Source organism: Desulfosalsimonas sp., from assembly GCF_046483245.1.
Lineage (GTDB): Bacteria > Desulfobacterota > Desulfobacteria > Desulfobacterales > Desulfosalsimonadaceae > Desulfosalsimonas.
Genome location: NZ_JAWODO010000013.1, coordinates 1 through 25,281, shown reverse-complemented (window position 1 = coordinate 25,281; position 25,281 = coordinate 1). Strand labels below are relative to the sequence as shown.

The following is a 25,281-nucleotide window of genomic DNA, read 5'->3' as shown; positions in this document are numbered from 1 at the left end:
TTTGACTGTTTCGTAAAAAAAAAGTTTTTGGATGGTTGCTTGTTGCTGCGAATGCTGAGTTCTATAATTTTCCAGAATTTTCGCATGACGCCGCCCCGGTGGCGATTTGCTCCCTGCTGACCGCTTGCGCGCTCAATGCGACTCGCAAACCGCCCCCGGCCGGCATCATGGCCGGCGGTGTGGAAAGCTTCACACCAGGACGGCCTGGAGCAACATATCCAAGTAACTTAAAAAATTATTTTCCATGCCCGGTCCCGTGGGTTGGCCAGAGAAGAATACTGCCAAGGAAGTCCTGCGGCCGGGGTCGGTTTGTAAGCGACATTGAGCGTTTACGGGAAAATTCAGCAAATGCCGAAGCGTAAAAATTTCAAACTGTTTGAGGCCGGCAGGCCGAGTTTGTAAATTTTAAGCGAAGGCATTTGATGAATCCGTAAACGGTCAGGAGCAAAAAAACCGACCCCGGTCGCAGGACTTCCTTCCTGACGAGTAACAAGCGCCATAAAAAGCTTTTTGGGATGCTGTCAGGTTTGTTTTCAAAAAAAGATCTTCAAAAATCTTTCCATATTTCAGACAGAAAAGAGAACACGTCATGTCAAAAAACAATGAAACCGCCGATCCGGCGGATTTTGCCGCGCTCAACCTGCCCGCACCCCTGCTCCGGGCGGTAACCGATGCCGGCTATGAATTGCCCACCCCCATCCAGGCATCCACCATACCGCCCATGATGGCCCAAAAAGACGTCATCGGCCAGGCCCAGACCGGCACCGGCAAGACCGCTGCCTTTGCCCTGCCGATTTTATCCGGTATTGATCTTTCCAGTCCCCGGGTCCAGGTTCTTGTGCTCACCCCCACCCGGGAGCTGGCCATCCAGGTATCCGAGTCTTTTCACCAGTATGCCGCCCACCTAAAGGATTTTCGGGTGCTTCCCATCTACGGCGGCCAGGACTACGGCGGCCAGCTTAGACGGCTCAAGCAGGGCGTCCACGTGGTGGTGGGCACCCCGGGCCGGGTCATGGACCACATGCGCAGAAAATCTTTGAAACTTGATGCCATCACCACCCTGGTCCTGGATGAGGCAGATGAAATGCTGCGCATGGGATTTATCGATGACGTGGAATGGATTCTGGAGCAAACGCCTCCGAAACGCCAGATCGCTCTGTTTTCCGCCACCATGCCCGCTGCCATCCGAAAAATCGCCCAAAAGCACATGCACAGCCCCGAACAGATCACCATCAAGTCCCGGACCATGACAGTCTCGGCCACCCGCCAGCGCTACTGGATCGTTGGGGAAAAAAACAAGCTCGATGCCCTGACCCGGATCCTGGAGGCCGAAGCCCTGGACGGAGTGATCATTTTTGTGCGCACCCGTACTGCCACCCTGGAGCTGGCCCGGCGTCTGGAAGCCCGGGGGTATTTGTGCGCGGCATTAAACGGAGAGATCTCCCAGAACATGCGCGAGCAGACCATTTCCCGGCTCAAGGCCGGAAAACTCGACATCCTGGTGGCAACCGACGTGGCTGCCCGGGGTCTGGACGTGGAGCGCATCAGCCACGTGATCAACTATGATGTTCCCTATGACCCGGAAGCCTATGTGCACCGCATCGGCCGCACGGGCCGGGCGGGCAGAAGCGGCGAGGCCATCGTGTTTGTCACTCCCAGGGAGCGGCGTATGCTGCGGGCCATTGAAAACGTCACCCGCCAGGAAATCGAGCTGCTGGAGCTGCCCACCACGGAAATGATCAATGACCAGCGCATTGCCAGATTCAAGCAGTCCATCACCGACACTCTGGGCGCAAATGATCTTTCCTTTTTCAGGGATCTTGTGGACCAGTACCGTCAGGAGCACGACGTGCCCGCTGCAGACATTGCCGCAGCCCTGGCCAAAATGGTGCAGGGCCAGACGCCCCTGCTTTTGCCCAAAGCCCCGGAGCTGCCCAAAAAGCCGGCTTTTGAAAAACCCGCGGCCAAGACCCGGGCCGTTGGGCCGGACAAAAAACCGCGCGCGGCCGGCGCAAAGGATGAAAAACCCGAGCGCTACCGCATCGAGGTGGGTCTGCGCCACGGGGTCAAGCCGGGCAACATCGTGGGCGCCATTGCCAATGAAACCGGCCTGGACGCCAAATCCATCGGCAAAATCGATATCCGCGACGAATTTTCCCTCCTGGATTTGCCCGCGCAGATGCCCGGTGATGTGTTCCGGCATTTGCAGACCGTGTATGTGGCCGGCCGGCCCCTGAAACTCTCCCGGGACACAGGAAAGCCCGAAGAAGCCCGGCCCCGGGGCGAATACAAAACCACCCCGACCAGCCCGGGGGTAAGAAGAATCCCCGGAGGCGGAAAACCCAAAGGCAGATGGGCGGATCGCGAAAAACCCGGAGCCGGCAAACCCTTTGGCAAAAAAGACGACAGAAAAAAGGGTCGTGCAAAGGACGGGAAAAAGAAAAGTTATTTCGGAAAATAATTGGGGAAATTCCGGGAAGCGTTGACTTCCGTCATAAAGCATAAAAAACATAAAAGGCTTTTTACAGCGTCCGACCTTTGTCAGGAAGGAAGTCCAGGGGCGGGGTCGGTTTTTGAAGCGACATTGAGCGTTTACGGAAAAATTCAGCAAATGCCGGAGCGTGAAAATTTCAAACTGTTTGAGGCCGACAGGCCGAATTTTTGAAATTTTGAACGAAGGCATTTGCTGAATCCGTAAACGGTCAGGAGCGAAAAAACTGACCCCGGCTGCAGGACTTCCTTCCCCAAAAAACAATAAGCTGCATAAGCGTCTTTTCCCAAAGCCGCAGTTATATTATAGCTAGTGCCCGAACGAAAACCAGGATTTTTCGTGAAGGTCAAGGACGGCGAAAATTTTAACCGCAGGAATACTCGACGTATTTTGAGGATTAAAATTTGAGCCGGACGCAGAGATTGGCGGAAAAGACGGTTTTCGTTCAGGCACTAGTTATATTATAAGGATGAGAAAGATGGTGAAGCAAGAAAGTTTTGGCCGGTTGTTTGAAACCGGTGTGTACCGGCCGCCCAGCGAGGGCGGCAGCAATTCCCTGCTGCTGCGCTTTACCCGCAACTGCCCCTGGAACCGGTGCGCGTTCTGCGCCATGTACAAGACGGAAAAGTTCGAGGTGCGGCCGGTTGAAGAAATCAAGGCGGATATCGACTGCATGGCCCGGGTGCGCGACGAGCTTTATGAAATCTCCCGGGGGCGGGGCCCGGGCGACCAAGTCAACCGGCAGGCCATTGTGGAGCTCATTGAAAAATACCCCGAGCTCAACGATCATCAGGGTTTTGCCATGCTGATCAACTGGCTCATGGCCGGCGGGCGCACGGCATTTTTGCAGGATGCCAACACGGTGATCATGAAAACCCCCGACTTGGTGGAAGCCCTGCAATATTTGCGCAAAAAATTTCCCTCCATTGAGCGGGTCACCACCTATGCCCGGTCCCGGACCCTGTCGCAGAAAAAGGCCGAAGAGCTCAAGGCCATCCGGGAAGCCGGCCTGAACCGGGTCCACATCGGCCTGGAGACCGGCGATGACGAGCTGCTGAAAAAAATCAACAAGGGTGTGGATGCCCGGGGCCTGATCAAAGGCGGGCAAAAGGCCGTGGAAGCGGGTTTTCAGGTGTCTGAATACTGGATGCCCGGCCTGGGCGGAAAAGAGCTGTGGGAAAACCACGCTGTGAACACCGCCCGGGTGCTGAGCGCCATCAACCCCCATTATATACGCTCCCGGCCGTTTCGGCCCCTGCCGGGCACGCCCATGTATGATCAATACCAGAAAGGCACATTGCAGCTTTTGTCCGCCACAGAACAACTCCGGGAACTGTCGCTGACCATCGAAAAACTCGAGGTTACCTCAAAGGTCTGCTTTGACCATGCAGGCAATTACTGGCGAAACTCCCGGGGCGGACTGATGTTTTCCCACGACTACGAAGGCTACAAGTTCCAGGAGCAGAAACCCGAAGTCCTGGAAAAAATCAAAGACGGCTTAAACACCGACCACCCCATGCCCGGTTTTCTGCAGGTGTGAACAGAATTGGCACAGCCTGCCGGTTTAAACCAAAGGAAATCTCATGGAACTTGAAAACGCTTCGGCCATTATCACCGGATCATCATCTGGCATCGGGGCCGCTGTTGCCCTGGAGCTGGCAAAAAAGGGCTGCCGTGTGACTGTCAACTACAGCCGGAACCAGAAGGGCGCGGAAGAAACCGCTGAAGCATGCCGGGCCCCGGGCGCTGAAACCCTGGTGGTGCAGGCTGATGTATCCGATGACGCTGACTGCCGCAAACTGGTGGAGGCGGCCACTGACCGCTTCGGCGGCCTGCAGATTCTTGTCAACAACGCGGGCACCACCAAGTTCTGCCGGCACCAGGAACTCCACGGTCTGGACAAGCAGGATTTCATGGACATCTACGCGGTCAACCTGGTGGGCCCGTTTCAGATGACACGGGCCGCGGAAACCGCCCTGCGGAAAAACGAGATCTCCCATGTGATCAACATGGGATCCATTGCCGCCCTCACCGGGGTGGGAAGCTCCATTGCCTATGCCGCCTCCAAGGGAGCCCTTGTAACCATGACCCTTTCCCTTGCCCGGGTCCTGGGCCCCCAGATCCGGGTCAACGCGGTATGCCCGGGTTTTGTGGCCGGTGAATGGCTCAAAAAAGGGCTGGGGGAAAAAGCCTATGAAACCCTGAAAAACCAGTTCGAGGACGCCGCCCCCCTAAACCGCACCGCCACCCCGGAAACCGTTGCCCAAACCGTTTCCGCTTTCATCGGCGGCGCAGACCTGACCACGGGCGAAACCCTGATCATCGACGGCGGCGCCCATCTGCACACCGCACCCATGCGGCGGTAAACCGTTTCTTTGCACCCGGTTCGGTCAAAAGACCGAACAAGCAAGCATAACCGGAGGCGATCATGGATGCCGAAAAAAAACAAACCGAGCAGCTGCGGCAGATGCTTGAGAAAAGCCAACGGATCGTTGTGTTTACGGGAGCCGGCATCAGCACGGAGTCCGGAATCCCGGATTTCAGAAGCCCGGGCGGAATCTGGAGCAAAAACCAGCCCATCAATTACCAGGACTTTATTTCTTCTGAAGAAATGCGAATTGAATCCTGGCGCCGCAGGTTCGCCCTCGGCAAGGTCCTGGACCAGGCCAGGCCCAACCCCGGCCACCTGGCCGTGGCCAAACTGGTGCAGCGCGGCAAGGCCGCCTGCGTGATCACCCAGAACATCGACGGGCTCCACCAGCAGGCCGGGGTCCCGGATGACAAAGTCATCGAGCTGCACGGCAACACCCATCACGCTGTGTGCCTGGAATGCGGGAAACGATTTGAACTCGCCCCCATCCGGCAGGCCTTTGAACAAAACCCCCATGCCCCGGTGTGCGACATTTGCGGCGGCATGGTCAAAACCGCCACCGTCTCATTCGGCCAGTCCATGCCCGCTGCAAAAATGCACGCGGCCCGGGAGCAAACCGTGAACTGCGACCTGTTTTTGTCTCTGGGCTCATCGCTTGTGGTCTACCCGGCAGCGGGATTTCCCGAAATCGCAAAAAGAAACAACGCCCGCCTGGCGATCATCAACCGCGATCTTACGAGCATGGACCACCTGGCCGATCTTGTGATCCATGACGGCATCGGTCCTGTACTGGCCGCAGCAGTGGACCCGGAATAATGCCAACAAAAAAACAAAACCATCAATCAAAGAAAGTATTTATGAACCTCTTCGAAGTCAATACAGACACCTGCAACCAGGACGGCATCTGCGCGGCAGTGTGCCCGGCGCAGATCATCGGCTTTTCCAAGGGACAATATCCCAAGCCCGTGGCAGATGCCGACCAACTCTGCATCCGGTGTGGCCACTGCGTGGCGGTCTGCCCCACCGAAAGCCTTACCCACAAAGACATGCCCGCGGAAAAATGCCCGCCGGTCCAGCCCGAAATGCTACCAAGCCCGGAGCAGTGCGAACATTTCTTTCGCATGCGGCGCTCCATCCGCACCTACAAGGAAAAAGCCGTGGATGGCGACACGCTCTCCCGGTTGATCCACATGGCCCGGTTCGCCCCCACCGGGCACAACTGCCAGTGCGTGGAATGGACAGTGATCGGCGGCAGGGACAAACTCGCGGACCTGGGCGGGGTCGTGGTGGACTGGATGCGCTGCATGATTCAAAACATGCCCGAGTCGGCAGCAGCCGTGCACATGGACCGGGCCGTGGCCCGTTGGGAAAACGGTAAGGACGTGATTTTCCGGGGCGCACCCATGCTGGTTTTGGCCCATGCAGACAAAAGCCTTCCGCCTGCGCCCGCGGCCTGCATCATTGCCATGGCCTACCTGGAGCTGGCCGCCCCCACCCTGGGCCTGGGCGGCTGCTGGGCCGGTTATTTCATGGCCGCGGCCGGCAATTTCCCGCCCATGAAAGAGGCCCTGGCCCTGCCCGAAGGCCATCAGTGCTATGCCGCCTTGATGATCGGATATCCCCGTTTTTCCTACAAGCGCCTGCCGCTTCGCAATGCCCCGAAAATCAACTGGCGGATCAAATAAAAGAGGTGGGAAGATGACGCCTTTTTCCGGCTGCCCTTTGTGCGGGGAAAAAGCGGTTGAACCATACACCGCTGACCGGCTGCGGACATATTGGATCTGCAGCCGGTGCAGGCTGGTATTTGTGCCGGAAAAACACCATGTTTCAGATGCGCAGGAAAAGGCCCGGTATGACGAGCACAACAATGACTTGGATGATCCGGGTTACCGGAAATTTTTAAGCCGGCTGGCCGAGCCCTTGTGCAAAAAACTGCCCTTCGGGGCATCCGGTCTGGATTTCGGCTGCGGGCCCGGCCCGGCACTGGCGGCCATGCTCCGGGAGCAAGGCTTTGATACTGCTGTTTATGATAAGTTCTATGCCCCGGATGGCCGGGTGCTTGAAAAAACTTACGATTTTATTACCGCCACGGAAGTGCTCGAACACCTCCGCCGGCCCGGAAAAGAACTGGCCCGGCTCTGGCAGATACTGCGGCCGGGCGGCATTTTTGGCATCATGACCAAGCTGGTCAAAGACAAAGCTGCCTTTGACACCTGGCACTACAAACGAGACCCCACCCATGTCTGCTTTTTTTCCGTTGAAAGCCTGCTGTGGCTCGGGGATTTTCTCCGGGCGCAGGTGGAATTTATCGGCAGCGACACGGTATTGTTTTATAAAGCCAAAACCCTCTGAGCACTGCCGCTACTTGCCTTTTTTGTTTCAAAGACCTATTAATGGGTACAGATGAAAGTGATTTGGCCATGAAGGCAGGTTCTGGTTATGAGCGATGAAGAAAAGACAAAAAACCAGCTTTTGGAAATACTGGGGGAACTGCGCTGCCAAAACCACCGGCTAAGCAAAAGAATCCTGGAGCTGGAGGCGGTGGCCGAAAAACAGAAGCGCGCCGGGGAAACACTTCGGCAAAGCGAATCTATGATGCGTGCGATCAGCGAATCCGCCCAGGACGCCATTGTCATGATGGACGTTGAAGGCCGGATTTCCTACTGGAACCCCGCAGCCGGCCGCACCTTCGGTTACACAAACAACGAGGCCCTCGGACGAAAACTGCACCATTTGCTTGCCCCTCAACGTTATCAAGACCTGCATCAAAATGCCTTTCCGGAATTCCAGCGTTCGGGCCGGGGCGGCGCCATCGGTAAAACCCTGCAGTTAAATGCCCTTCGAAAGACCGGGGAGGAATTTCCCATCGAACTGTCCCTTTCCTCCTTGCACCTTGGCGACGGATGGCATGCCATTGGCATTATCCGCGACATCACAGACCGCATACAGGCGCAAAAGGCCCTGGAGGAAAGCGAGGAAAAGTTCCGGCAGGTCGTGGACAACATGAACGAAGTCTTCTGGCTGCGATCCGCCGACAACCGGGAGCTGCTCTACATCAGCCCGTCATATGAACATATCTGGGGAAAAACCTGCCAGAGCCTGCCGGATCTCGACGAAGCCCGCTACGCCGCCCGGATTGCCGCCAAGATCGTTAACAGTTTCCGAAAGCCCTTTGAAATAGACAATCACCCGCTCTTTGTGACAACAAGTCTGGGAATCGCGGTTTATCCGGGCGATGGAACATCCCAGGCCCATCTTCTCAAAAATGCAGACATTGCCATGTACCAAGCCAAGCAGACGGGCCGGGACAAATACCAGCTCTGCAAAGCCGGCTGAACAATAACGGCTTCTCACAGATCCTGCGGCCTTCGGCGGTATCCTGGACATCATGACCATGCTGGTAAAAAACATAGCCACCTTAAAAATTTATCAGAATCGGCAACAAATAAAAACAACCCCGAAAAACGCATAACAGATGGAAAAATCCCGGGTTCATCACCAAAGCTCCCCTGATGAGAAAATCACCTTGTTCCGCTCGTTTTTCCGCGGCCGCGATGATGTCTACCCCCGGCGGTTTGAGGGCAGGAAATCGGGGAAAACTGGGTATCAGCCTGCCTGTGCCAATGAGTGGGCAAAGGGACTATGCGATAAACGCTCTGTTAAATGCACCCAGTGCCCGAATCAGCGATTCCTGGCGGTTACCGATACGGTGATCCGATGGCATTTATCGGGGCGTGATGACAAAGGCCGGGATTTTGTCATGGGCATTTACCCCATGCTTGCCGATGAGACCTGCTTTTTTCTGGCAGCCGATTTTGACAAGACAACATGGTATGAAGATGCCCGGGCATTTATGGAAACCTGTGAGCAGATGAATCTTCATTCCGCCCTTGAGCGTTCCCGCTCCGGAAACGGTGCGCACGTGTGGCTGTTTTTTCAGGAACCGGTTCCCGCCGTTCTGGCGAGAAAACTGGGGGCTTGCGTTTTGACCCGGACAATGGAAAACCGGCCGGATATGGGACTTGATTCATATGACCGGTTTTTCCCCAACCAGGACACCCTGCCCAAAGGCGGCCTGGGCAGCCTGATTGCCCTGCCCCTGCAGAAAAAAGCCCGGGAATCGGCGAACAGTGTTTTTCTTGATGATGACTTCAGGCCTTATCCGGACCAGTGGGCTTTTTTGTCAACCCTGATGAAAAATCCCCGTAGTCTTGCAGAAACCATTGTGGATGCGGCGGAAAAGAAAAACCAGGTGATGGGGGTCCGATTTCCGCCTGCTGAAGACGCGGAAGATGCCCCCTGGCAGGCGCCTCCTTCCAGACGGCGCAAAGAACCGAAAATCACGGACGCACCAGATGAACTGGCACTGATTCTGGGGGACGAGATCTATATATCCAAAGATGCGCTTTCCCCGGCTCTGCGCAACCGGCTCCTGCGCTTGGCGGCTTTTCAGAATCCGGAATTTTACAGAGCCCAGGCCATGCGCCTACCCACCTATGACAAGCCACGGATTATCGCATGCGCTGAGCAGTATCCGCAGCATATCGGTCTTCCCCGGGGCTGTATTCCGGATATTGAAAAACTGTTTTCAGAGCTCAACATCAAGCCCGTGATCCGGGATGAACGTTTTCAGGGCAGACCGCTGCCGGTCTCGTTTCAAGGAAGACTGGGGCCGGAGCAGATCACTGCAGCAGAAGCAATGGCAGCACACGACAATGGGGTTCTGACCGCTGCCACGGCTTTTGGCAAAACTGTGGTTGCCGCATGGCTGATCGCCCAGCGAGGCATCAACACCCTTGTGCTGGTCCATCGAAAGCAGCTCATGGAGCAGTGGATCAACCGGCTGGCTGCGTTTCTGGAGCTGCCGGTAGAATCCATCGGGTCCATGGGCAGCGGCAGAAAAAAACTGACAGGCGCCCTGGATGTGGCCTTGATTCAAAGTCTGGTGCGCAAAGGCCACGTCAATGACCTGGTGGCTGATTACGGACACATTGTGGTGGATGAGTGCCATCACCTGTCTGCAAGAAGCTTTGAACTGGTAGCCAGGCGCGCAAAAGCCCGGTTTGTAACCGGCCTGTCGGCCACAGTGACCCGAAAAGACGGACATCATCCCATTATTTTCATGCAGTGCGGGCCGGTGCGATATCGCGTGGACGCCAAAAAACAGGCAGACAAAAGCCCGCTTCAGCATAAAGTCATTGTCCGCCCGACTGATTTTCGATCCCAGGCCGCTGATGATCCGGACGTTCGGATTCAATTTCAAGCATTATACCGGGAACTGATGGCGGATGAAAACCGCAACCAGCTCATCTGCGGGGATGTGATCCAGGCGGTCAAAAATGGGCGATCCCCGATTGTCTTAACAGAGCGGACCCAGCACATAGACATTCTCGCAGAACAGCTGCGGACGGAAGTCGAGCACTTGCTTGTTTATCGGGGAGGCATGGGGAAAAAGGCCATGGCAGATGTTTCTGAGAGACTATCAGCCATAGATCTCCATGAAGAAAGGGTATTGCTCGCCACCGGCCGGTATATCGGAGAAGGGTTTGATGACAAACGGCTTGACACACTTTTTCTTACCCTGCCGGTGTCATGGAAAGGAACCGTGGCACAATATGTCGGGCGGTTGAACCGTTTGCACGATACCAAGCGCGAGGTCTGCGTCTATGACTACGCAGACCTCAACGTGCCCATGTTAGCCAGGATGTTTGACCGGCGCTGCCGGGGATATGAAGGCATCGGCTACACCATCGAACTGCCGGCCAGTGCTGTTCCGGGATGGCCCGCAGATGCAGAGCTTCCGGTTGATCCTGCCTGGAAACAAAATTATGCCGCCAGTGTGCGGCGACTCATCCGCGACGGGGTGGACAAGCCTTTGGCCGCCCTGTTTGTTCAAGCAGCCGGAATTGAGTTTACAGAAACAAAAATTGAAGGACGGGCACGAAGTGCAACCGAGGCATTTCTTTATCACCGATTGCAAACCCTGCCGCAGACTGCCGGCAGATTTGAATTAAATCAGAACCTGCCCATTTGCTTTGACGGCCATGGCAAAATGGAAGTGGATCTGCTGGACAAAGACAACCGGATCGCCATTGAAATTGACGGCTCCCAGCACCTGGATGATCCGCAGGCATATCGCCGGGACCGGCGCAAAGACCTGCTTCTCCAGGAAAACGGATATATTGTACTCCGTTTTCTGGCATCGGATGTGGGCTCCCGCTTAGATGATGTGCTGGATACTATTGTCCGGGCAGTCGTCCATCGCTCAGGGCAACCTTCTGCGCCATGAAATACGGGCCTTGATCGATACGGAAACCAGGCGTGAGCGGGATCTCAAAAATTTAAAAATTCTCAACGAACAAGCCTCTGAACTCAATAAACAAGCAGAGGACGTTCTGACCTTTTTACCCAGGTAGCGGCTTTTCTTCAGGGGCTGATATATTGGCTGAATTCGTTGAAGGCCACATGGATGGGAATGGCAAATCCGAGGCCCTCAAACTTGCGGGTGAGTTCCTTAAAGGAGTTGATCCCGGCCACCCGGCCCTGGCGGGTCACCAGTGGGCCGCCGCTGTTTCCGGGATAGATTTTGGCATCGGTCTGGATGAAACTGGACTTGAACCCGGCAATAATGCCCCGGCTCATTGAATCCCGGAGGCCCAGGGGGCTGCCGATGGCATAGACCTGGTCTCCCTGGGAAAGCGGGCCCGGATTGGCCGGGGCGATAAACGGGGTTTTATACCCGTCGATTTTTAAAAGCGCCAGATCATGGTTCGGGCTTTTGGCCACCAGATAAGCGGGAATTTCACGGCCGTCCTTGCATATGATCTTGAAATGGCGGCTCAGCGCTGCAGTGGCGTTTTTGTAACGATATGAATGGATCTGTCTTTCATATTCCGCCTTTTTGTCCTCATATTCCGCCTTTTGCTGTTCAAAGCGTTTCTTATACGCCTCGTATCGCTCCTTTTCAAGGGCGTAACGCCGTTTTTCCCGCTGCCTTGCCGCACCCCTGGGCATCCGGTCGATGCTTGTCCTGTACTGATTCAAATGCCGGGAAAACTTGCGCAGGCGTTTTTTTTCGTCTGCGATCTGCTTGTCTGCGGCCGCAAACCGCTCCTTTATTTCCTCGATTGCCGCATCGCTTCGCTCAAGGGTGTTCGAACTTGTCTGGATCACATGCCGGTTGGTGAGGATGTGGCCGTTTTCAGTGACAAAAAAGCCAGATCCGGTTCCAATGCCCGTCTTGATGGTCACCGCTGCCAGGGCCGCGGCCTCCACCGGGCTTGAGGGGTTGTAGCGGTTGTGCAGGGCCGCCTTCAGATCCTGGCCTGAGGCGGGCGCATGGCGGCCGGAGCGCCCGGCCGATTCCACCTGCTTTGCTTCGCCTTCGGGCGCGGTGTCAGTAAAGTGCCATTTGCCGTCGGCATCCTGGTATTTGTAAATTTCAGACAATGCCGGCCCGGCTGCAAAAGCAATGACCATAATCGTCAGAACAGCTGAAAAAATTCTTTTTCTCAACATTTCCCCCCCCCTGAACATTGACACGCTCGTAAAAAGTCGATTTTCAGATGGCGCTGTAAAAAGTTCAAGATCAAGGCTTGCGCGATTTCGAAGAATGCAGCGTACTTATCCGTACGTGAAATTCTGAGAAATCGCGCGTAACGCAGATATTGGACTTTTTGCGGTGCCATCAACATCAATCCGCATTTTTAAATCAGGCCCCTTTCCCCCAGGTTTCCGTAGCGGTGGTAATTGTTGCACACGGCCTGCTCCTGCAGATACTGGAGCAGCTCCAGGCGGCCTTCCATGTAAACCGGAGTGCGGGAAACATAAAACCCGGTTTCCGCGGCCCGTTCATGGACCATGGCCGGCACCCGGTCGGCGGCGGCATACCGGATCCGGTCGATTTCGCCCATGATCTCACACAACCTCTCGTCTGTCTGCTCAACGATCTCCCCGTTTCTGAAAAACCGGCGGCCGTGATGGGTGTTTAGAAATTGAGCCGCGGGCCCGGATAGCCCCGGCGGGATGCTGACCGTGGCCGTGCACCCGGTAATCCGGGCAGCGGCAATCCGGGCCAGCACCTCAAATACGGAGTCCTTTTCACTGACCCGGACAATCACCCGCCCCTTGGGCAGATACCTGAGGTGATTGTCCTGGCCGCGCAGATGAAAATAATCGTGCTCGCGGCCAAACTCCCGCTCCCACCAGTAAAGATAGCTTTTTACCGCATAAACGACTTTTGCCAGATCTCCGGCAAGGTCTGCGTCAAACCGGTTCCAGCGAAGATCGATCTGCCACTCATTGACAATGCGCAGCAAATGGCTGTCTTCAGAAATGTCGCCCACAGGCGGATACCCGGTTTCAGCAAAATCCATGAACTGATAGACGTAATTGGGACTGCCCGCCTTGATCCCTGCGCCCAGGGCGGATTTCCCCATGCCGCCAAAGGGCTGGCGCAGCACAATGGCGCCGGTGGTGCCCTTGTTGATATACAGGTTGCCGGCCCTGATCCCGGCCTTCCATTTTTCCTGCTCCCGGCGGTCCAGGCTTTCCAACCCCGAGGTCAGGCCATATCCGGTCATGTTGACCAGATCAATGGCATGGTCCAGGTTTTGGGCGCACATGACCCCGATGACCGGGCCGAAAAACTCGGTCATGTGGGTATAGCCGCCCGGCTGCACCCCCCACTTGATCCCCGGGCTCCAGATATAAGGATGGCCGGCCACCGGCTCGGGTTTCAGGGCCCAGGATTCGCCCTCTTCCAGCTGTGTCAGGGCCCGGTGCAAATCCCCGTCTGGCGGGGCGATGATCGCGCCCACCTTGTTTTGAAACTCCCAGCAGGAGCCGGTTTTGCAGCTTTTGGCCGCATCCGCGAGCTGGCGGCGGAAAAGTTCGTCATCATAGACCTCCTTTTCCAGGATCACCAGAGAGGTGGCGCTGCATTTCTGGCCGGAGTTGCTGAAGGCCGAATGCACGATATTCTTGATGGCCTGGTCCCGGTCGGACATGGCCGTAACAATGGTGGCGTTTTTCCCCCCGGTTTCCGCGGCCAGCTGGATGTCCGGCCGGTTTTTCAATATCCGCAGGCCCGTATCCGTGCCGCCGGTCAAAATGATATAGTCCACTTCCGGGTTGCCGGTTAACTCGCTGCCTGCGGTGCTGCCGGCACACGGGATGAACTGGAGCGTTTTTTTCGACACCCCGGCCCGGTAAAAACACTGCACCAGCTCCCAGGCCGTGAGCACGGCCGATGATGCGGGCTTAAACAGCACGGTGTTTCCGGCCGCCAGGGAGGCGGCAATGCCGCCGCAGGGAATGGCAATGGGAAAATTCCAGGGCGTGATCACCAGGCCCACTCCCCTGGGGCGAACGCTGAGATTGTCCATATTGTGAAAGATTTTGGCGCTGTGAGGGTAAAACTCAGTAAAATCAATGGCCTCTGAGACCTCGGGGTCGCTTTCGGCAAACATCTTGCCCCAGTTGGCCGCAGCCGCGCCGATCAGATCCCCCCTGGTTTTTCTGAGCTCGTGGCACACCCGGTCCAGGATTTGGTATCGTTGTTCATGGGTTTTGTCCCGCCACCCGTCCGGGTCCTGGCGGGCGGTTTCAACCGCGCGCCGGATATCCTGGGTCCCGGCCAGGCAATACACGGCCGTTGTGACCGCATCGCCGGAATCCGGGTCATATGTGGTCACGTCAATGACATTTCTGGTTTCCCGGTCTTTGAAAATTTCCTTTCCGTCTATGACCACCGGGATTTCAATGGGATCATCATCGGCCGATTTCCTCCATTTGTCCCGGATGGTTTGGGCCCATTTCTGGTTGGGCGGCAGGGACCAGTCCGTATCCGGCTCATTGGTGAACCGGTTGGTAAAAAACGCCCCGATTTTCTCATCAAATGTTTCCGTGTTTCTGTCCTGGGTCCGGCTGGGTGCCGCCGGGGCCGCATCCATATGCCGGCAGGATTGTTCAAACTGATCTTTTAAAAACGTCCAGGCATGGGAGTTGGTTGTCAGGTACGGGGCATAGCGAAGGAAATTTTCCGGGGAGGTGTTTTCATCCAGCCGCCGGATCAAATAGGCAATGGCATTGATGAACTGGTCCTTTGAAGCCACCGGCGCATAGAGCAGGATGTCTCTGACGCTTTCCTGCAAGGTCCGGCGCATGTGATCGGCCATGCCTTCGAGCATTTCAAACCAGAAAAACTCGGTCACACCCAGGGCGTGGCCCAGCTCATGGGCATAGGCCAGTTCAAACAGGTTGTGGGAGGCCACCCCCAGGTGCACGGCCCGGATGTGTTCGGGCTGCATGGCATAGTAAACCATGCGCTTGTAATTGGCATCCACGTCCATTTTGTTGTCATAAGTGGCCAGGGGCCAGTTGAAATGGGAGGATTCCAGCAGTTCCATCTCAAGATTGGCGCCCTTGACAATGCGCAGCTTGATGGGCGCCCCGCCGGCTTCCACCCGCTTAATGGCCCATTGGGTAAGCCGCTGCTGCATCAGATAGGCATCCGGCAGATAAGCCTGCAGGACAATGCCGGCGGAATAGTCCGAAAATTCCTCTTTTTCCAGAGTCCGGACAAAGGCCTCGTAGGTAATATGGATATCTCTGTATTCTTCCATATCCATGTTGACGATCTTGGGCACAACCTCACCGTTTTCCCGGGTGAAATAATTTTCTCTGGCCACCCGCAGCAGTTGTGAAAGCCTTTCCACCAGAAGCTCCACGGTGTGCTCAAAGGCCATGGGCGAGATCTGGGAATACAGGGTGGAGATTTTCACCGAGATGTATTCCACATCCGGGTCCTTCATGTCGTCAATATAGGTCTGCAGCCGACGCAGGGACTCTTCTTCGCCCAGGACGGCTTCTCCCAGGTGGTTGATGTTCATGCGCACGCCCTGGGCCCTGCGTTTTTCCAGGTGCCGGTGCAGGGGTTTGGATTCGCCCGGGATAATGGCCCGGGAGGAGGAATTGCGCATCTGCTCCACCATCCGGGGCACGGCGATATTGGGGAAATGCCGCCCCATGCCCATAAACATCTGGATCAGCAGCCGCTCCACCCGGGAGAAAAAATCCGGCACCCCGTATTCGGAGAGCAGATGATTGACCTGGTCGGCCACCCGCTCATGGTCGTGGGACCGGAAGCACTGGTCGATCATGCGGGTGAGCACCACCTTGTCCAGGGGATGGGTCAGCAGGCGCTTCATCTGCTGCTGGATGTATTTTTCCTCTGCGGTGAGCAGTTCGTTTGCCCGGTTTTGCCATTTGGCGGCCAGTGCGGCAGCGCTTTGTTCAATCTGATCCGGATTCGGGGTGTTCATTGTTCCTCCAGCGGGGTTGCAAACATTGCCGCCGCAACGCCAATGGCCAAACAGACAGCAGCAAAGGCGGGCTTTGTGTTATTATAGTGCCTGAACCAAAACCGTCTTTTCCGCCAATCTCTGCGTCCAGCTCAAATTTTAATCCTCAAAATACGTCGAGAGTATTCCTGCGGTTAAAATTTTCGCCGTCCTGGACCTTGACGAAAAATCCTGGTTTTCATTCAGGCACTATTATAGCATATAATGGATGAATTTCCATTGAAGACAGGACAGCATTTACAGGAAAAGGGCGGAAAATGAAAGAAGTGATCATCACAGAGGAACCCATTGCGCTCCACAAGCTGCTCAAGCTCGAAAATTTGACTGCAAGCGGCGGGGAGGCCAAGTACGTAATTTCCGAAGGCATGGTCCGGGTCAACCAGCAAACCGAAACCAGAAAGCGCAAAAAAATCTTTGCCGGCGATCTGGTGGAATTTGCCGGCCGGCAGTTCCGGGTGCAGGTGCAGGGAAACGAAAAATGAACCCCTTGTTTGAAGAACTCGACTTTCACAATACCCCCATGGGCGAGCTGGTGCTGCGGCGCAGGCGGGTGATGGCCCTGAAGGGAAAAATCATCTACGAGGTCAAGCTCAATGACGAGTATCTCATGTCGAGCCTGTTTTATGCCGCTGAAGCCGCCCTGGCTGAAACCGGACTTGCCCGGCTGGAAGGCGGCGGCTGGGACGTTGCCGTGGGCGGACTGGGCCTGGGATATACGGCCGCGGCCGCCCTGGAATTTGAGCAGGTAAAACGCCTTGTGGTCATCGAGGCCCTGGAGCCGGTCATTGACTGGCACCGTCAAAATCTGGTACCAAACGGGGCGGTGAGGTGCTTTCCACGGCAGCCAAGATCTCCCGCCTTTTCGGATATTTTCCCGCAATCATGGAAACCGGCGCATCCTGACGCTAAAAATTATCTGTCTGTGGCAAACACCTGTCAGCCATCCTTGCTCCCGGCCTTTTCCCTTTCTTTCTGCTGAAGCTGGCGCCACTGGATTTTTCCGGTGCCGCTTTTGGGCAGGTCTTCCACGAATTCAACGACCCTGGGATACCGGTAGGCCGCCATCTGCTCCCTGGCCCAGTCAATGATGTCCTGCTCGGAAATCCTGCCCCGGTAATCGGCCGCCGGCACCACAAAGGCCTTCACCGTCTCCACCCGTACCGGATGCGGGACTCCAACCACGCAGACTTCTGACACGGCCGGATGCTGATACAACACCCCTTCCACCTCCGTGGGCCAGACCTTGTAGCCCGCGGCATTGATCATGCGCTTGCTGCGGTCCACGATGTAGAAATAGCCATCCTCATCCATGCTGCAGATATCGCCCGTGCGCAGAAACCACTTGTCGTCAATGGAAATAAAATTTTTCTCGTTTTCTTCGGGCTTTTTCCAGTAGCCTTCCATGACCTCGGGGCCGTTGATCACCAGTTCTCCCCGCTCTCCGGCACCGAGCTGCTCTGCGGTATCCAGGTCGATGATTCGGGCGTCCACGCCGAAATCCGGAATCCCGATGCACTGGAGCTTGGGCCGGTCCGGGGGATTGAAATGGGTCTGGGAAATGGTTTCGGTCATTCCGTAGCCTTCCACGTACTGCAGCCCCGTGAGTTCCATGAGCTTTTGGCCCATGGCCTCGGGCAGGGGCGCGCCGCCGCCGCCGCCGATGATCATCAAGGAGCTCAGGTCCCGGCCGGCAATGCCGGGATCATTTAGGATATCAATGACCATGGTGGTGATATTGGTCCAGTGGGTGCAGCCATATTTTTCAATGGCCTCCACAGCCGCCTGCCGGTCCCACCGGGTCAGCATGACTATGGTGGCGCCGGCATACACCGGGGCCAGCATGCTGTGGACCAGGCCGGTGACATGAAACAGGGGAAGGGTGGCCAGCATGACATTGCCGGCCATCATGTTGTGCCAGACCGCCGAGCTAAGCGTGTTGGAAATCACCGTGCTGTGGGTGTGCACGCACCCCTTTGGCACGCCTGTGGAGCCGGAAGTATAGGGCAGAAGGACCATATCATCGCAGTCCGTCTCTTGTTCGGGCGGCGCGGCGTCAACGTTTTCAAGGGCCTGGCGCCAGGGCCGGACGCTCTCATTGCCCGCTTCAATATCTGCCTGCATGGATTCCGGCATGGGCAGTTCCGGGTTGCTTGGCAGATAATCCTTGTAATCGCCCACCAGGATATGGACAAGGTCACATTGCTCCCGGACATTGACCAGCCGCTGGCACAGATCCGCCGTGGTAATGGCGGCAACAGCCCCGCTATCGGTCAAAAGCTGGAACACTTCTCTTTCGGTGAGCATGGGGTTGATGGGCACCACCACGGCATTGGCCCGCAGGATCCCGTAAAAACCCGCTGCAAAATGGGGGGTGTTTTGCAGATACAGGGCGACCCGGTCGCCTGTTTTCACGCCCAGCCCGAAAAGCGCGGCAGCCGTCCGCCGGGCCTCGTCTGCAAGCCGGCCGTAAAAAATCCGGGTGCCATAGTAGATAATGGCCGGAGTGTCGGGATACCTGCGGGCCGATGTTTCCAGAAACTCGAACAACGGCACTTTCGGATATACCAATTGCCGGGGAACGCGCCTGGGCCAGAATGCAAAATGGGCGGTATTTTTCATATTGTCCTCCTGGGGGAAAACTTGGGGATGTGACAAACTATTTGAATATAGCACACGCTTTTGTTGATCAAAACAATGCTTTCTTATCATGATGATGAATTTTTTAAAAAACCGAAAACATAGCGATTATGCCTTGACCCGGAGCCGGGTTTCTGGGAAAATTGGCTAAAATAGAATCAGCCTGCCCTGCCGGAAACGCATAAGGAGAAATACCGAGATGGACCTGAAAGCATATTGCCCGGAGAAACTGCTTGCCCCTGAAAAAGCGGTGAAGAAAATCAAAAACGGCAGCCGGGTGTTTATCGGAACGGGCTACGGCGAGCCTCAGCAGCTGATCCGCTCCATGGTCGAAGATGAAAGCATCCAGGACATCGTGGTCTACCAGATGCTGTCTTCCACCTTTGCCCAGTACATCGATGATCCGTATTTTACAAGCCGGTTTTCCCTGAAGCTATTTTTTATCAGCCTGCACATGCGCCAGGCTGCTTTTGAGGGAAAAATCGACTATATTCCGGCCTATCTCTCCCAGATCCCGGAGCTGTTTAACACCCGGCAGATCGGCCTGGATGTGGCCCTGATCCAGGTCAGCCCGCCGGACCGATACGGCTACTGCAGCCTGGGTATTTCCGTTGACATAACGGTTTCGGGCATGAGCAACGCCCCCCTTGTTATCGCCCAGGTCAATCCCCGTATGCCGCGAACCTGGGGTGACGGTTTTGTCCATGTCGATGACATTGATTATCTGGTCCAGTTTGAAGAACCCCTTGTTTCCGCCCTGCCTGAGGCCAAAAACCAGGAAATTGTCGAGCGTATCTCCCAGTACATCAACCAGCTGGTGGATGACGGCGCCACCCTCCAGGTGGGCTTCGGCCATCTGCCCAATTTTATCCTGCCCCATTTAAGCGGCAAAAAAGACCTCGGGATCCACACCCAGGTGATCACAGACGGATTTCTGCCCCTGTTTGAGCAGGGCGTGGTCACAAACAAGAAAAAAAACTATCTTCCCAACCGGGTGGTGGCTTCCCTGTGCATGGGATCGGAGCAGCTTTACCAGTTCATGGACAACAACCCCATGTTTTATTTCCGGGTGGCCGACTTTGTCAACGACCCCAACATCATTGCCAAAAACGACCACTTGATCTCCATCAGTTCGGCCCTGGAAATTGACCTGACCGGACAGATCTGCACGGACTCCAAGGGCTATATCTTCTACAGCGGCATCGGTGACCAGGTGGATTTCATCCGGGGCAGCAAGATGTCGAGAAACGGATTTTCCATCATTGCCCTGCCCTCCACAGCCCAGGGCGGAAAGGTCTCGCGCATTGTGCCCCATCTAAGCGAGGGCGCCGGCGTGGCCACCACCCGCGGCGACGTGGATATCGTGGTCACGGAATACGGGATTGCCGAGCTTCACGGCAAGGGCATCTACCAGCGGGTCATGGAACTGGCCCAGATCGCCCATCCCAAGTTCCGGGAATGGCTCATTGAAGAAGCCAAGAAGCGGCACTACATCTTCGGCGACCAAATCCCGCCCAGCAAGCAGGATCTGATGTTTCTGGAAGACTACAAAGACCACCTGGATCTGGAAAGTGGAAAAACCGTGGAATTCCGGCCGCTTTTACCATCTGATGAGTTTGCCACCCGCAATTTCTATTATTCGCTCCAGGAAAGCACGGTGTTTTACCGCTTTTTTTACCGCCGCAAGATCTTTTCCCGGGAAATGCTGCAAAAACAATGGGCCTCTGTGGACTATCACCAGAACATGACCATCATCGGCATGATCCAGCGGGGCAAGCACAGGGAAATCATTGCCATCGGCTCCTATGGCCAGGCCGAAGATGAAGTGGCGGAAGTGGCTTTCGTGGTCAAGGAGGAATACCAGGGCCAGGGCATCGGCAGCTACATGCTGGCCCTGCTGGAAAAAATCGCCCGGGAAAACAAATACACGGCCTTTACCGCAACCGTGCTCAGCGAAAACAAGGCCATGGTCCATGTTTTTGAAAAACGCTATCCCCATGCCAAAATCAAGCGCGGATACTCCGGGGAGGTCGACATCCACATGCCCTTTGATCCCCCCGAAAACCAAGCCGGCAACAACAAGAACAAAAATCAGCCGGACCCGGAATAACGGGCCTTGATTTTTTCCCGGTCCGGACTGCCGTCTGATATGACCGGAAAATCAGTGACCACTTCAACATAATGGGGTTTTTTGTAACGGGCAATGCGCCTGCCCACAAACTCGATGAGTTCCTCTGCCGCCAGACTGGCCCCGGGTTTAAGCCGGCACACCGCCTTGATCCCCTCTTTCCATTTGGGATCCGGCACACCGAAAACCACCGCCATATCCACTGCCGGATGCTCCAGAATCACCTTTTCCACTTCCGCCGGATAAACATTTTCGCCTCCGGGCTTGATCAGCTCCTTTTCCGCCATGCGGCCGGTATAAAACAAAAACCCGTTTTCATCAAAACGCCCCGTGTCTCCGGTATGATGCCAGCCGTTGCGGAATGTATGCGCGTTGTCTTCGGGCAGATTCCAGTAGCCCTGAAACACCAGGGGGCCCTTGATGACAATCTCGCCGGATTCGCCCGGGGGCAAAAACCCGCCGGAGTCGTCCACCGTGCGCACGTCTGCCAGTACCACCGGCTTTCCGGCTGATCCCGGAGCGTCGTTGTAAGGCCCGATGGTTGCCAGCAGTGAAGTTTCGGTCTGGCCGTACATACAGTAATAAGTACCTCCTGTCATTTGCTGATACTTCTCGATGTCTTCGGCTGCTGCCAGGCCAACCACGGACCGGAGCGATGAAATATCCCGGTTCTCCTCTGCTGCGGCCTTTAAAAACGATGAGAGGATCGGCGGAAAATCAAAGAACAGGGAGGCACCAAACTTTTCTGTCAACCCTGCGGCCCTGCCTGCATCAAACCGGCTCATGTTCACGTTCAGCGCGCCCGCCTGAAACGCGGCCACTGCCATGAAAAGACCGGCTACGTGAAACAGCGGCAAAAGGCTTAAGTGCACGTCCTTTTCAGACAGGGCAAAATAATAGTCCAAGTGAAGACCGGCGCAAAGCAGGTTTTCATGGCTCAGAAGCGCGCCCCTGGGCCGGCCGGCCACCGCGGCGGTATGTATGATCACAAATCCGTCCCGGCTGCCTGTATCTCCGGGCGCAGCATTGTTTCCGCCCTCTGCAAGGGAGGATAGGGTTCCGAATCCCCCGGCATCGGACTTTAAGTTGTAGCACTGCTGCAGCGAAGGCAGATCCATCAGGCGATCCTTGAGCATATCCTGGAACTCTGCGTCCGCGAACATGAGCTTGGGCGAGCAATCATTTAAGTTATAGCAGATCTCGTCTGCGCTCAGCCGCCAGTTTATCGGAAGCATAACCGCCCCGGCAGCTGCCGCGGCACCAAAGAGCAAAAAAAACTCAATGCTGTTTTTTCCGAGCACCCCCAGCCGGTCGCCTTTTTCCAACCCCGCGGCCTTCAGTCCGGAGCAAAGACTGTCCACACGGGTTTTTATATCCCGGAATGTGAACATCATGCCGGTGTCAACCTCGTACCAAGCCCCGGCATTCGGAAAGGCCGCGGCATTTCGCGTGATCTGATCATAGAACGTAAAATCGTAAAGTTTCATTGCTGTATTCCCGGTCAAATTCTGTTGTATACGGCCAAAAAATCTATTTCACCGTAGTCACGGGGCACGGAGCCTTTAAAATAATGAACTGCGCGGTGGAGCCCAGAATGATCTTCTGGGTCCGGGATTTTTTCCTGACCCCCACAAATATCAGGTCGATTTCGTTTTCCGCGGCAAAGCGCACCAGATCCTCGCCCGGGGTCATCCCGCGGGCAAGCTGTTGCGTCTTGCATTCCACTCCCTTTTCCTTCATAAACCGCCCGGCCTCATTCAGGCTCTTGTCCACACTGGCGATCTGCTCAAAGCTCTCGCCCGAACCGCCTTCCATGGAAGTGACAATCACAACCCGGGCATTGAAAAACAGGGCATGCTCCCGGGCAAGAGACAGGGCATTGGCCGAGGCTTTTGTGCGGTTGTAGCCGACCAGTATTTTCATCAGTACTTCCCTTTTTTACATCCATCGTTTTCGCCGTTTATAAGCCTTGACTTCCTTAAACGATTTGCGGCCTCCCGCCTGTGTCAGCCCCATGTAGAATTCCCTGACATCCGGATTATTTTTCAGTTCCCTGGACGGCCCCTCCAGCACGACCCTGCCGGTTTCCATTATGTAGGCATACTGTGATATTTCCAGGGCGATCTTGGCATTCTGCTCCACCAGAAGAATGGTGGTATTCAATTCCCTGTTAATTTCGGCAATGTTTTCAAAAATCTCCTTTACCAGAAGCGGAGCCAGGCCCAGCGAGGGCTCATCGAGCATCAGTACCTTGGGGGCCGCCATCAGGGCCCTTGCGATAACAATCATCTGCTGCTCACCGCCGGAGCAGTATCCGGCAAGCCTGTTGGGAATATTGGCCAGCCTGGGAAAATGCCGGTACATCAGCTCATGGTCTTCACGGATTTTCTGCGCCCCGTCTTTGCGGGTAATAGATCCTGCCCAGATATTCTCGTCAACCGTGAGGTGCTTGAAAACCCTGCGTTCTTCAGGCACCATAACCGCCCCGAGTTTAACCACTTCAGTGCCCAGGTGGTTTGTGATATCCTTTCCCCGGAATTTGATATATCCGTCTCTTATGAACCCGTTTTCAGGCTTCAGAAGCCCGCTTATAGCCCGCAGCGTGGTTGTCTTGCCCGCCCCGTTGGTGCCGAGCAGTGAGACAATGCCTCCTTCGGCAACCTTCAGGCTGACCCCTCTTAGCACCTGCACAATATCATGGTATACGACCTCGATATTGTTTACTTCCAGCAGATGACCGTTTTCTTTTGTCTCCATTAGAATTTACACCCGCATTTGATGCGTTTGAAAAAACGGGGGGCGGGGCGGAAATGAATAGCGCGCCCGCCCCCTTTGCAATATTACTTTGCATTACTCGATCTTGCCGGTATATTCCGGGATAAACGGTTTGCCCTCTGCACGGAACTCCCCGTCTCTTACTACATAGAGCTGAAGCGTATCAACTCCCTGGTGATCATCTTCCGAATAGGTCACCGGACCCACCGCGGTCTGGGAATAAAAGGCGTTCATACCGTTCATCCCCAGCAGCTCCTCGTAAAGGTTCTCCTTGTTGATTTCTTTTCCCTTGGCCTTGGCACGCTTGATCACCTCCGTGGTAATCTCTGCCACAAGTATGCCTGCTGCATAATTATGGGAATTGGCAGCCTTTTCATCCCTGCCGTATTTCTCGGCCAGCGCAAGCTGGGCCTCAGCACCTGCACTCGGCTCGCTGGTGCTGATAAAGGAGGTGGTCCAGTAATAATTTTCAGCAGCATCACCCGCCAGGGCCACCAGGTCATTGCCGCCGGTGTAATGCGCGCCCATAAACGTCATTTTTCCTTTCTGGCCAAAGCTTTCGGCAACAAGTCCCATGCGGCTGGCGCCCTTGAGCAACGTAGCCACCGGAGACTGAACAGTCTGACTTATTACATACTGAACCCCTTTGGATCTCCACCGCTGAAGCGTGCCAGAGACATCCAGGCCCTCTCCGTGTTCCACCATCTCAACCAGCTCTATGTCCAGGCCCGCCTCAATTGCTTTTTCGACATCTTTTACCGGCTCCCGGCCGAAGGCGGAGGGATGAACATACATGGCCACCTTGGGTGTTCCGCCTTCATGATGATCCACCACATACTCGGCCAGACCGATGTTCTGGGCGGAATACGATGCAATCGGCAGGAAAATATAATCAGAACCCTTTATGTTGCCCGCGTGATATGAGGCCGGAAGGGTAGGCATTTCAACCTCGTCAAAGTCACGCTTTAACGCCAGAGTGCTGCCGGTTGAATAATTGAGATAAAAGTCGATGCCCCAATCCAAAAATTCCTCAAAATTTCTCTTGGTGATCGCTGTTTCATACTTGTCATCCCGGATCTTGCACTCGATCTCATCGTCTCCGAGAAGACCCATGTCATTGACATACTTGAAATAGTCTTCTGTGCCTTTTGAATACGGATTTCCCGCATCAGAGGTAGGACCGGTTATGGCAAGTGAAAGCGCGGTCTTGTAAACCTCCCCTGCCATGGAAGACCCGGGCACGGCCAGCATCAAAGCCACAGCTGAAACAATCAACCATATGCTGATTTTGTTCGTTTTCATTTCCCCCTCCTTGATTTGACTTGTTTGAATCGGCTCCCGGAAAGGCCCCGGAAGCCCTGGGCCGAAAATCAATACCTAAACGGCCACAGTTTTACATAAGAGCGCAGGATCCGCCACCAGTTGGCGATTCCGCGCGGCTCAAACATCAGAAATAACACGATGACCAGACCAAAGCTCAAAGGACGAAGTCCTGTGGCCAGATCAAGATAAGACG

General features: G+C 55.4%; 18 protein-coding genes. 11 read left to right on the top strand and 7 right to left on the bottom strand.

The features are described from left to right. The first annotated feature begins 589 nt into the window (after positions 1-589). The 8 genes from R6U41_RS01820 to R6U41_RS01785 all read left to right on the top strand — a co-directional run bounded on the left by R6U41_RS01820 (position 590) and on the right by R6U41_RS01785 (position 11,151). The gene (locus R6U41_RS01820; protein ID WP_410268124.1) at positions 590-2,461 is read left to right on the top strand and encodes a DEAD/DEAH box helicase; all 1,872 of its coding nucleotides are present in this window, start codon (positions 590-592) and stop codon (positions 2,459-2,461) included. Positions 2,462-2,969: 508 nt separating this feature from the next. Further along, positions 2,970-4,031, top strand: a complete 1,062-nt coding sequence (locus R6U41_RS01815) for a radical SAM protein (protein WP_410268123.1) — start codon at positions 2,970-2,972, stop codon at positions 4,029-4,031. Positions 4,032-4,074: 43 nt separating this feature from the next. Continuing rightward, positions 4,075-4,857: an SDR family NAD(P)-dependent oxidoreductase gene (locus R6U41_RS01810; protein ID WP_410268122.1), complete on the top strand. Its 783-nt coding sequence runs from the start codon at positions 4,075-4,077 to the stop codon at positions 4,855-4,857. Positions 4,858-4,919: 62 nt separating this feature from the next. Next, positions 4,920-5,678 carry an SIR2 family NAD-dependent protein deacylase gene (locus R6U41_RS01805; protein ID WP_410268121.1) on the top strand — a complete coding sequence of 253 codons (759 nt, stop codon included), beginning with the start codon at positions 4,920-4,922 and terminating at the stop codon, positions 5,676-5,678. Positions 5,679-5,719: 41 nt separating this feature from the next. After that, the gene (locus R6U41_RS01800) at positions 5,720-6,547 is read left to right on the top strand and encodes a nitroreductase family protein (protein WP_410268120.1); all 828 of its coding nucleotides are present in this window, start codon (positions 5,720-5,722) and stop codon (positions 6,545-6,547) included. Positions 6,548-6,560: 13 nt separating this feature from the next. Then, positions 6,561-7,214 (top strand): class I SAM-dependent methyltransferase, encoded by a 654-nt coding sequence (locus R6U41_RS01795; protein ID WP_410268119.1) that lies wholly within the window; start codon positions 6,561-6,563, stop codon positions 7,212-7,214. 87 nt (positions 7,215-7,301) lie between these two features. After that, positions 7,302-8,198 carry a PAS domain S-box protein gene (locus R6U41_RS01790; protein ID WP_410268118.1) on the top strand — a complete coding sequence of 299 codons (897 nt, stop codon included), beginning with the start codon at positions 7,302-7,304 and terminating at the stop codon, positions 8,196-8,198. 139 nt (positions 8,199-8,337) lie between these two features. After that, positions 8,338-11,151, top strand: a complete 2,814-nt coding sequence (locus R6U41_RS01785; protein ID WP_410268117.1) for a TOTE conflict system archaeo-eukaryotic primase domain-containing protein — start codon at positions 8,338-8,340, stop codon at positions 11,149-11,151. Between the two features lie 137 nt (positions 11,152-11,288). On the opposite strand, the gene R6U41_RS01780 is transcribed toward R6U41_RS01785, so the two are convergent. After that, a complete protein-coding gene (locus tag R6U41_RS01780; protein ID WP_410268116.1) occupies positions 11,289-12,380 on the bottom strand; it encodes a trypsin-like peptidase domain-containing protein in 1,092 nt (363 codons plus the stop codon). Positions 12,381-12,568: 188 nt separating this feature from the next. Then, on the bottom strand, positions 12,569-16,186 hold the full coding sequence (locus tag R6U41_RS01775) for a proline dehydrogenase family protein (RefSeq protein WP_410268115.1): 3,618 nt from the start codon (positions 16,184-16,186) through the stop codon (positions 12,569-12,571). 296 nt (positions 16,187-16,482) lie between these two features. Here R6U41_RS01775 and R6U41_RS01770 point away from each other — a divergent pair, with 296 nt between their 5' ends. Together R6U41_RS01770 and R6U41_RS01765 are read left to right on the top strand one after the other, a co-directional pair. Continuing rightward, positions 16,483-16,707 (top strand): RNA-binding S4 domain-containing protein, encoded by a 225-nt coding sequence (locus R6U41_RS01770; protein ID WP_410268114.1) that lies wholly within the window; start codon positions 16,483-16,485, stop codon positions 16,705-16,707. Further along, positions 16,704-17,204 (top strand): hypothetical protein, encoded by a 501-nt coding sequence (locus tag R6U41_RS01765; RefSeq protein WP_410268113.1) that lies wholly within the window; start codon positions 16,704-16,706, stop codon positions 17,202-17,204. Before R6U41_RS01770 ends, R6U41_RS01765 begins: the two co-directional genes overlap by 4 nt. On the opposite strand, the gene R6U41_RS01760 is transcribed toward R6U41_RS01765, so the two are convergent. Continuing rightward, positions 17,162-18,844 (bottom strand): long-chain-fatty-acid--CoA ligase, encoded by a 1,683-nt coding sequence (locus tag R6U41_RS01760; protein ID WP_410268112.1) that lies wholly within the window; start codon positions 18,842-18,844, stop codon positions 17,162-17,164. The two genes, R6U41_RS01765 and R6U41_RS01760, sit on opposite strands and share 43 nt — an antisense overlap. Before the next feature lie 217 nt (positions 18,845-19,061). Between R6U41_RS01760 and R6U41_RS01755 the strand changes: the two genes are divergently transcribed. Continuing rightward, positions 19,062-20,972 carry a GNAT family N-acetyltransferase gene (locus tag R6U41_RS01755; protein WP_410268111.1) on the top strand — a complete coding sequence of 637 codons (1,911 nt, stop codon included), beginning with the start codon at positions 19,062-19,064 and terminating at the stop codon, positions 20,970-20,972. Here R6U41_RS01755 and R6U41_RS01750 read toward each other — a convergent pair. The 4 genes from R6U41_RS01750 to R6U41_RS01735 form a co-directional block, all read right to left on the bottom strand. After that, on the bottom strand, positions 20,954-22,477 hold the full coding sequence (locus R6U41_RS01750; RefSeq protein WP_410268110.1) for an AMP-binding protein: 1,524 nt from the start codon (positions 22,475-22,477) through the stop codon (positions 20,954-20,956). The two genes, R6U41_RS01755 and R6U41_RS01750, sit on opposite strands and share 19 nt — an antisense overlap. Positions 22,478-22,520: 43 nt before the next feature. Continuing rightward, positions 22,521-22,913: a universal stress protein gene (locus tag R6U41_RS01745; protein ID WP_410268109.1), complete on the bottom strand. Its 393-nt coding sequence runs from the start codon at positions 22,911-22,913 to the stop codon at positions 22,521-22,523. Between the two features lie 15 nt (positions 22,914-22,928). Further along, a complete protein-coding gene (locus R6U41_RS01740; protein WP_410268108.1) occupies positions 22,929-23,747 on the bottom strand; it encodes an ABC transporter ATP-binding protein in 819 nt (272 codons plus the stop codon). 93 nt (positions 23,748-23,840) lie between these two features. Then, positions 23,841-25,067, bottom strand: coding sequence for an ABC transporter substrate-binding protein (locus tag R6U41_RS01735; RefSeq protein WP_410268107.1), 1,227 nt, complete (start codon positions 25,065-25,067; stop codon positions 23,841-23,843). Between the last annotated feature and the right edge of the window lie 214 nt (positions 25,068-25,281).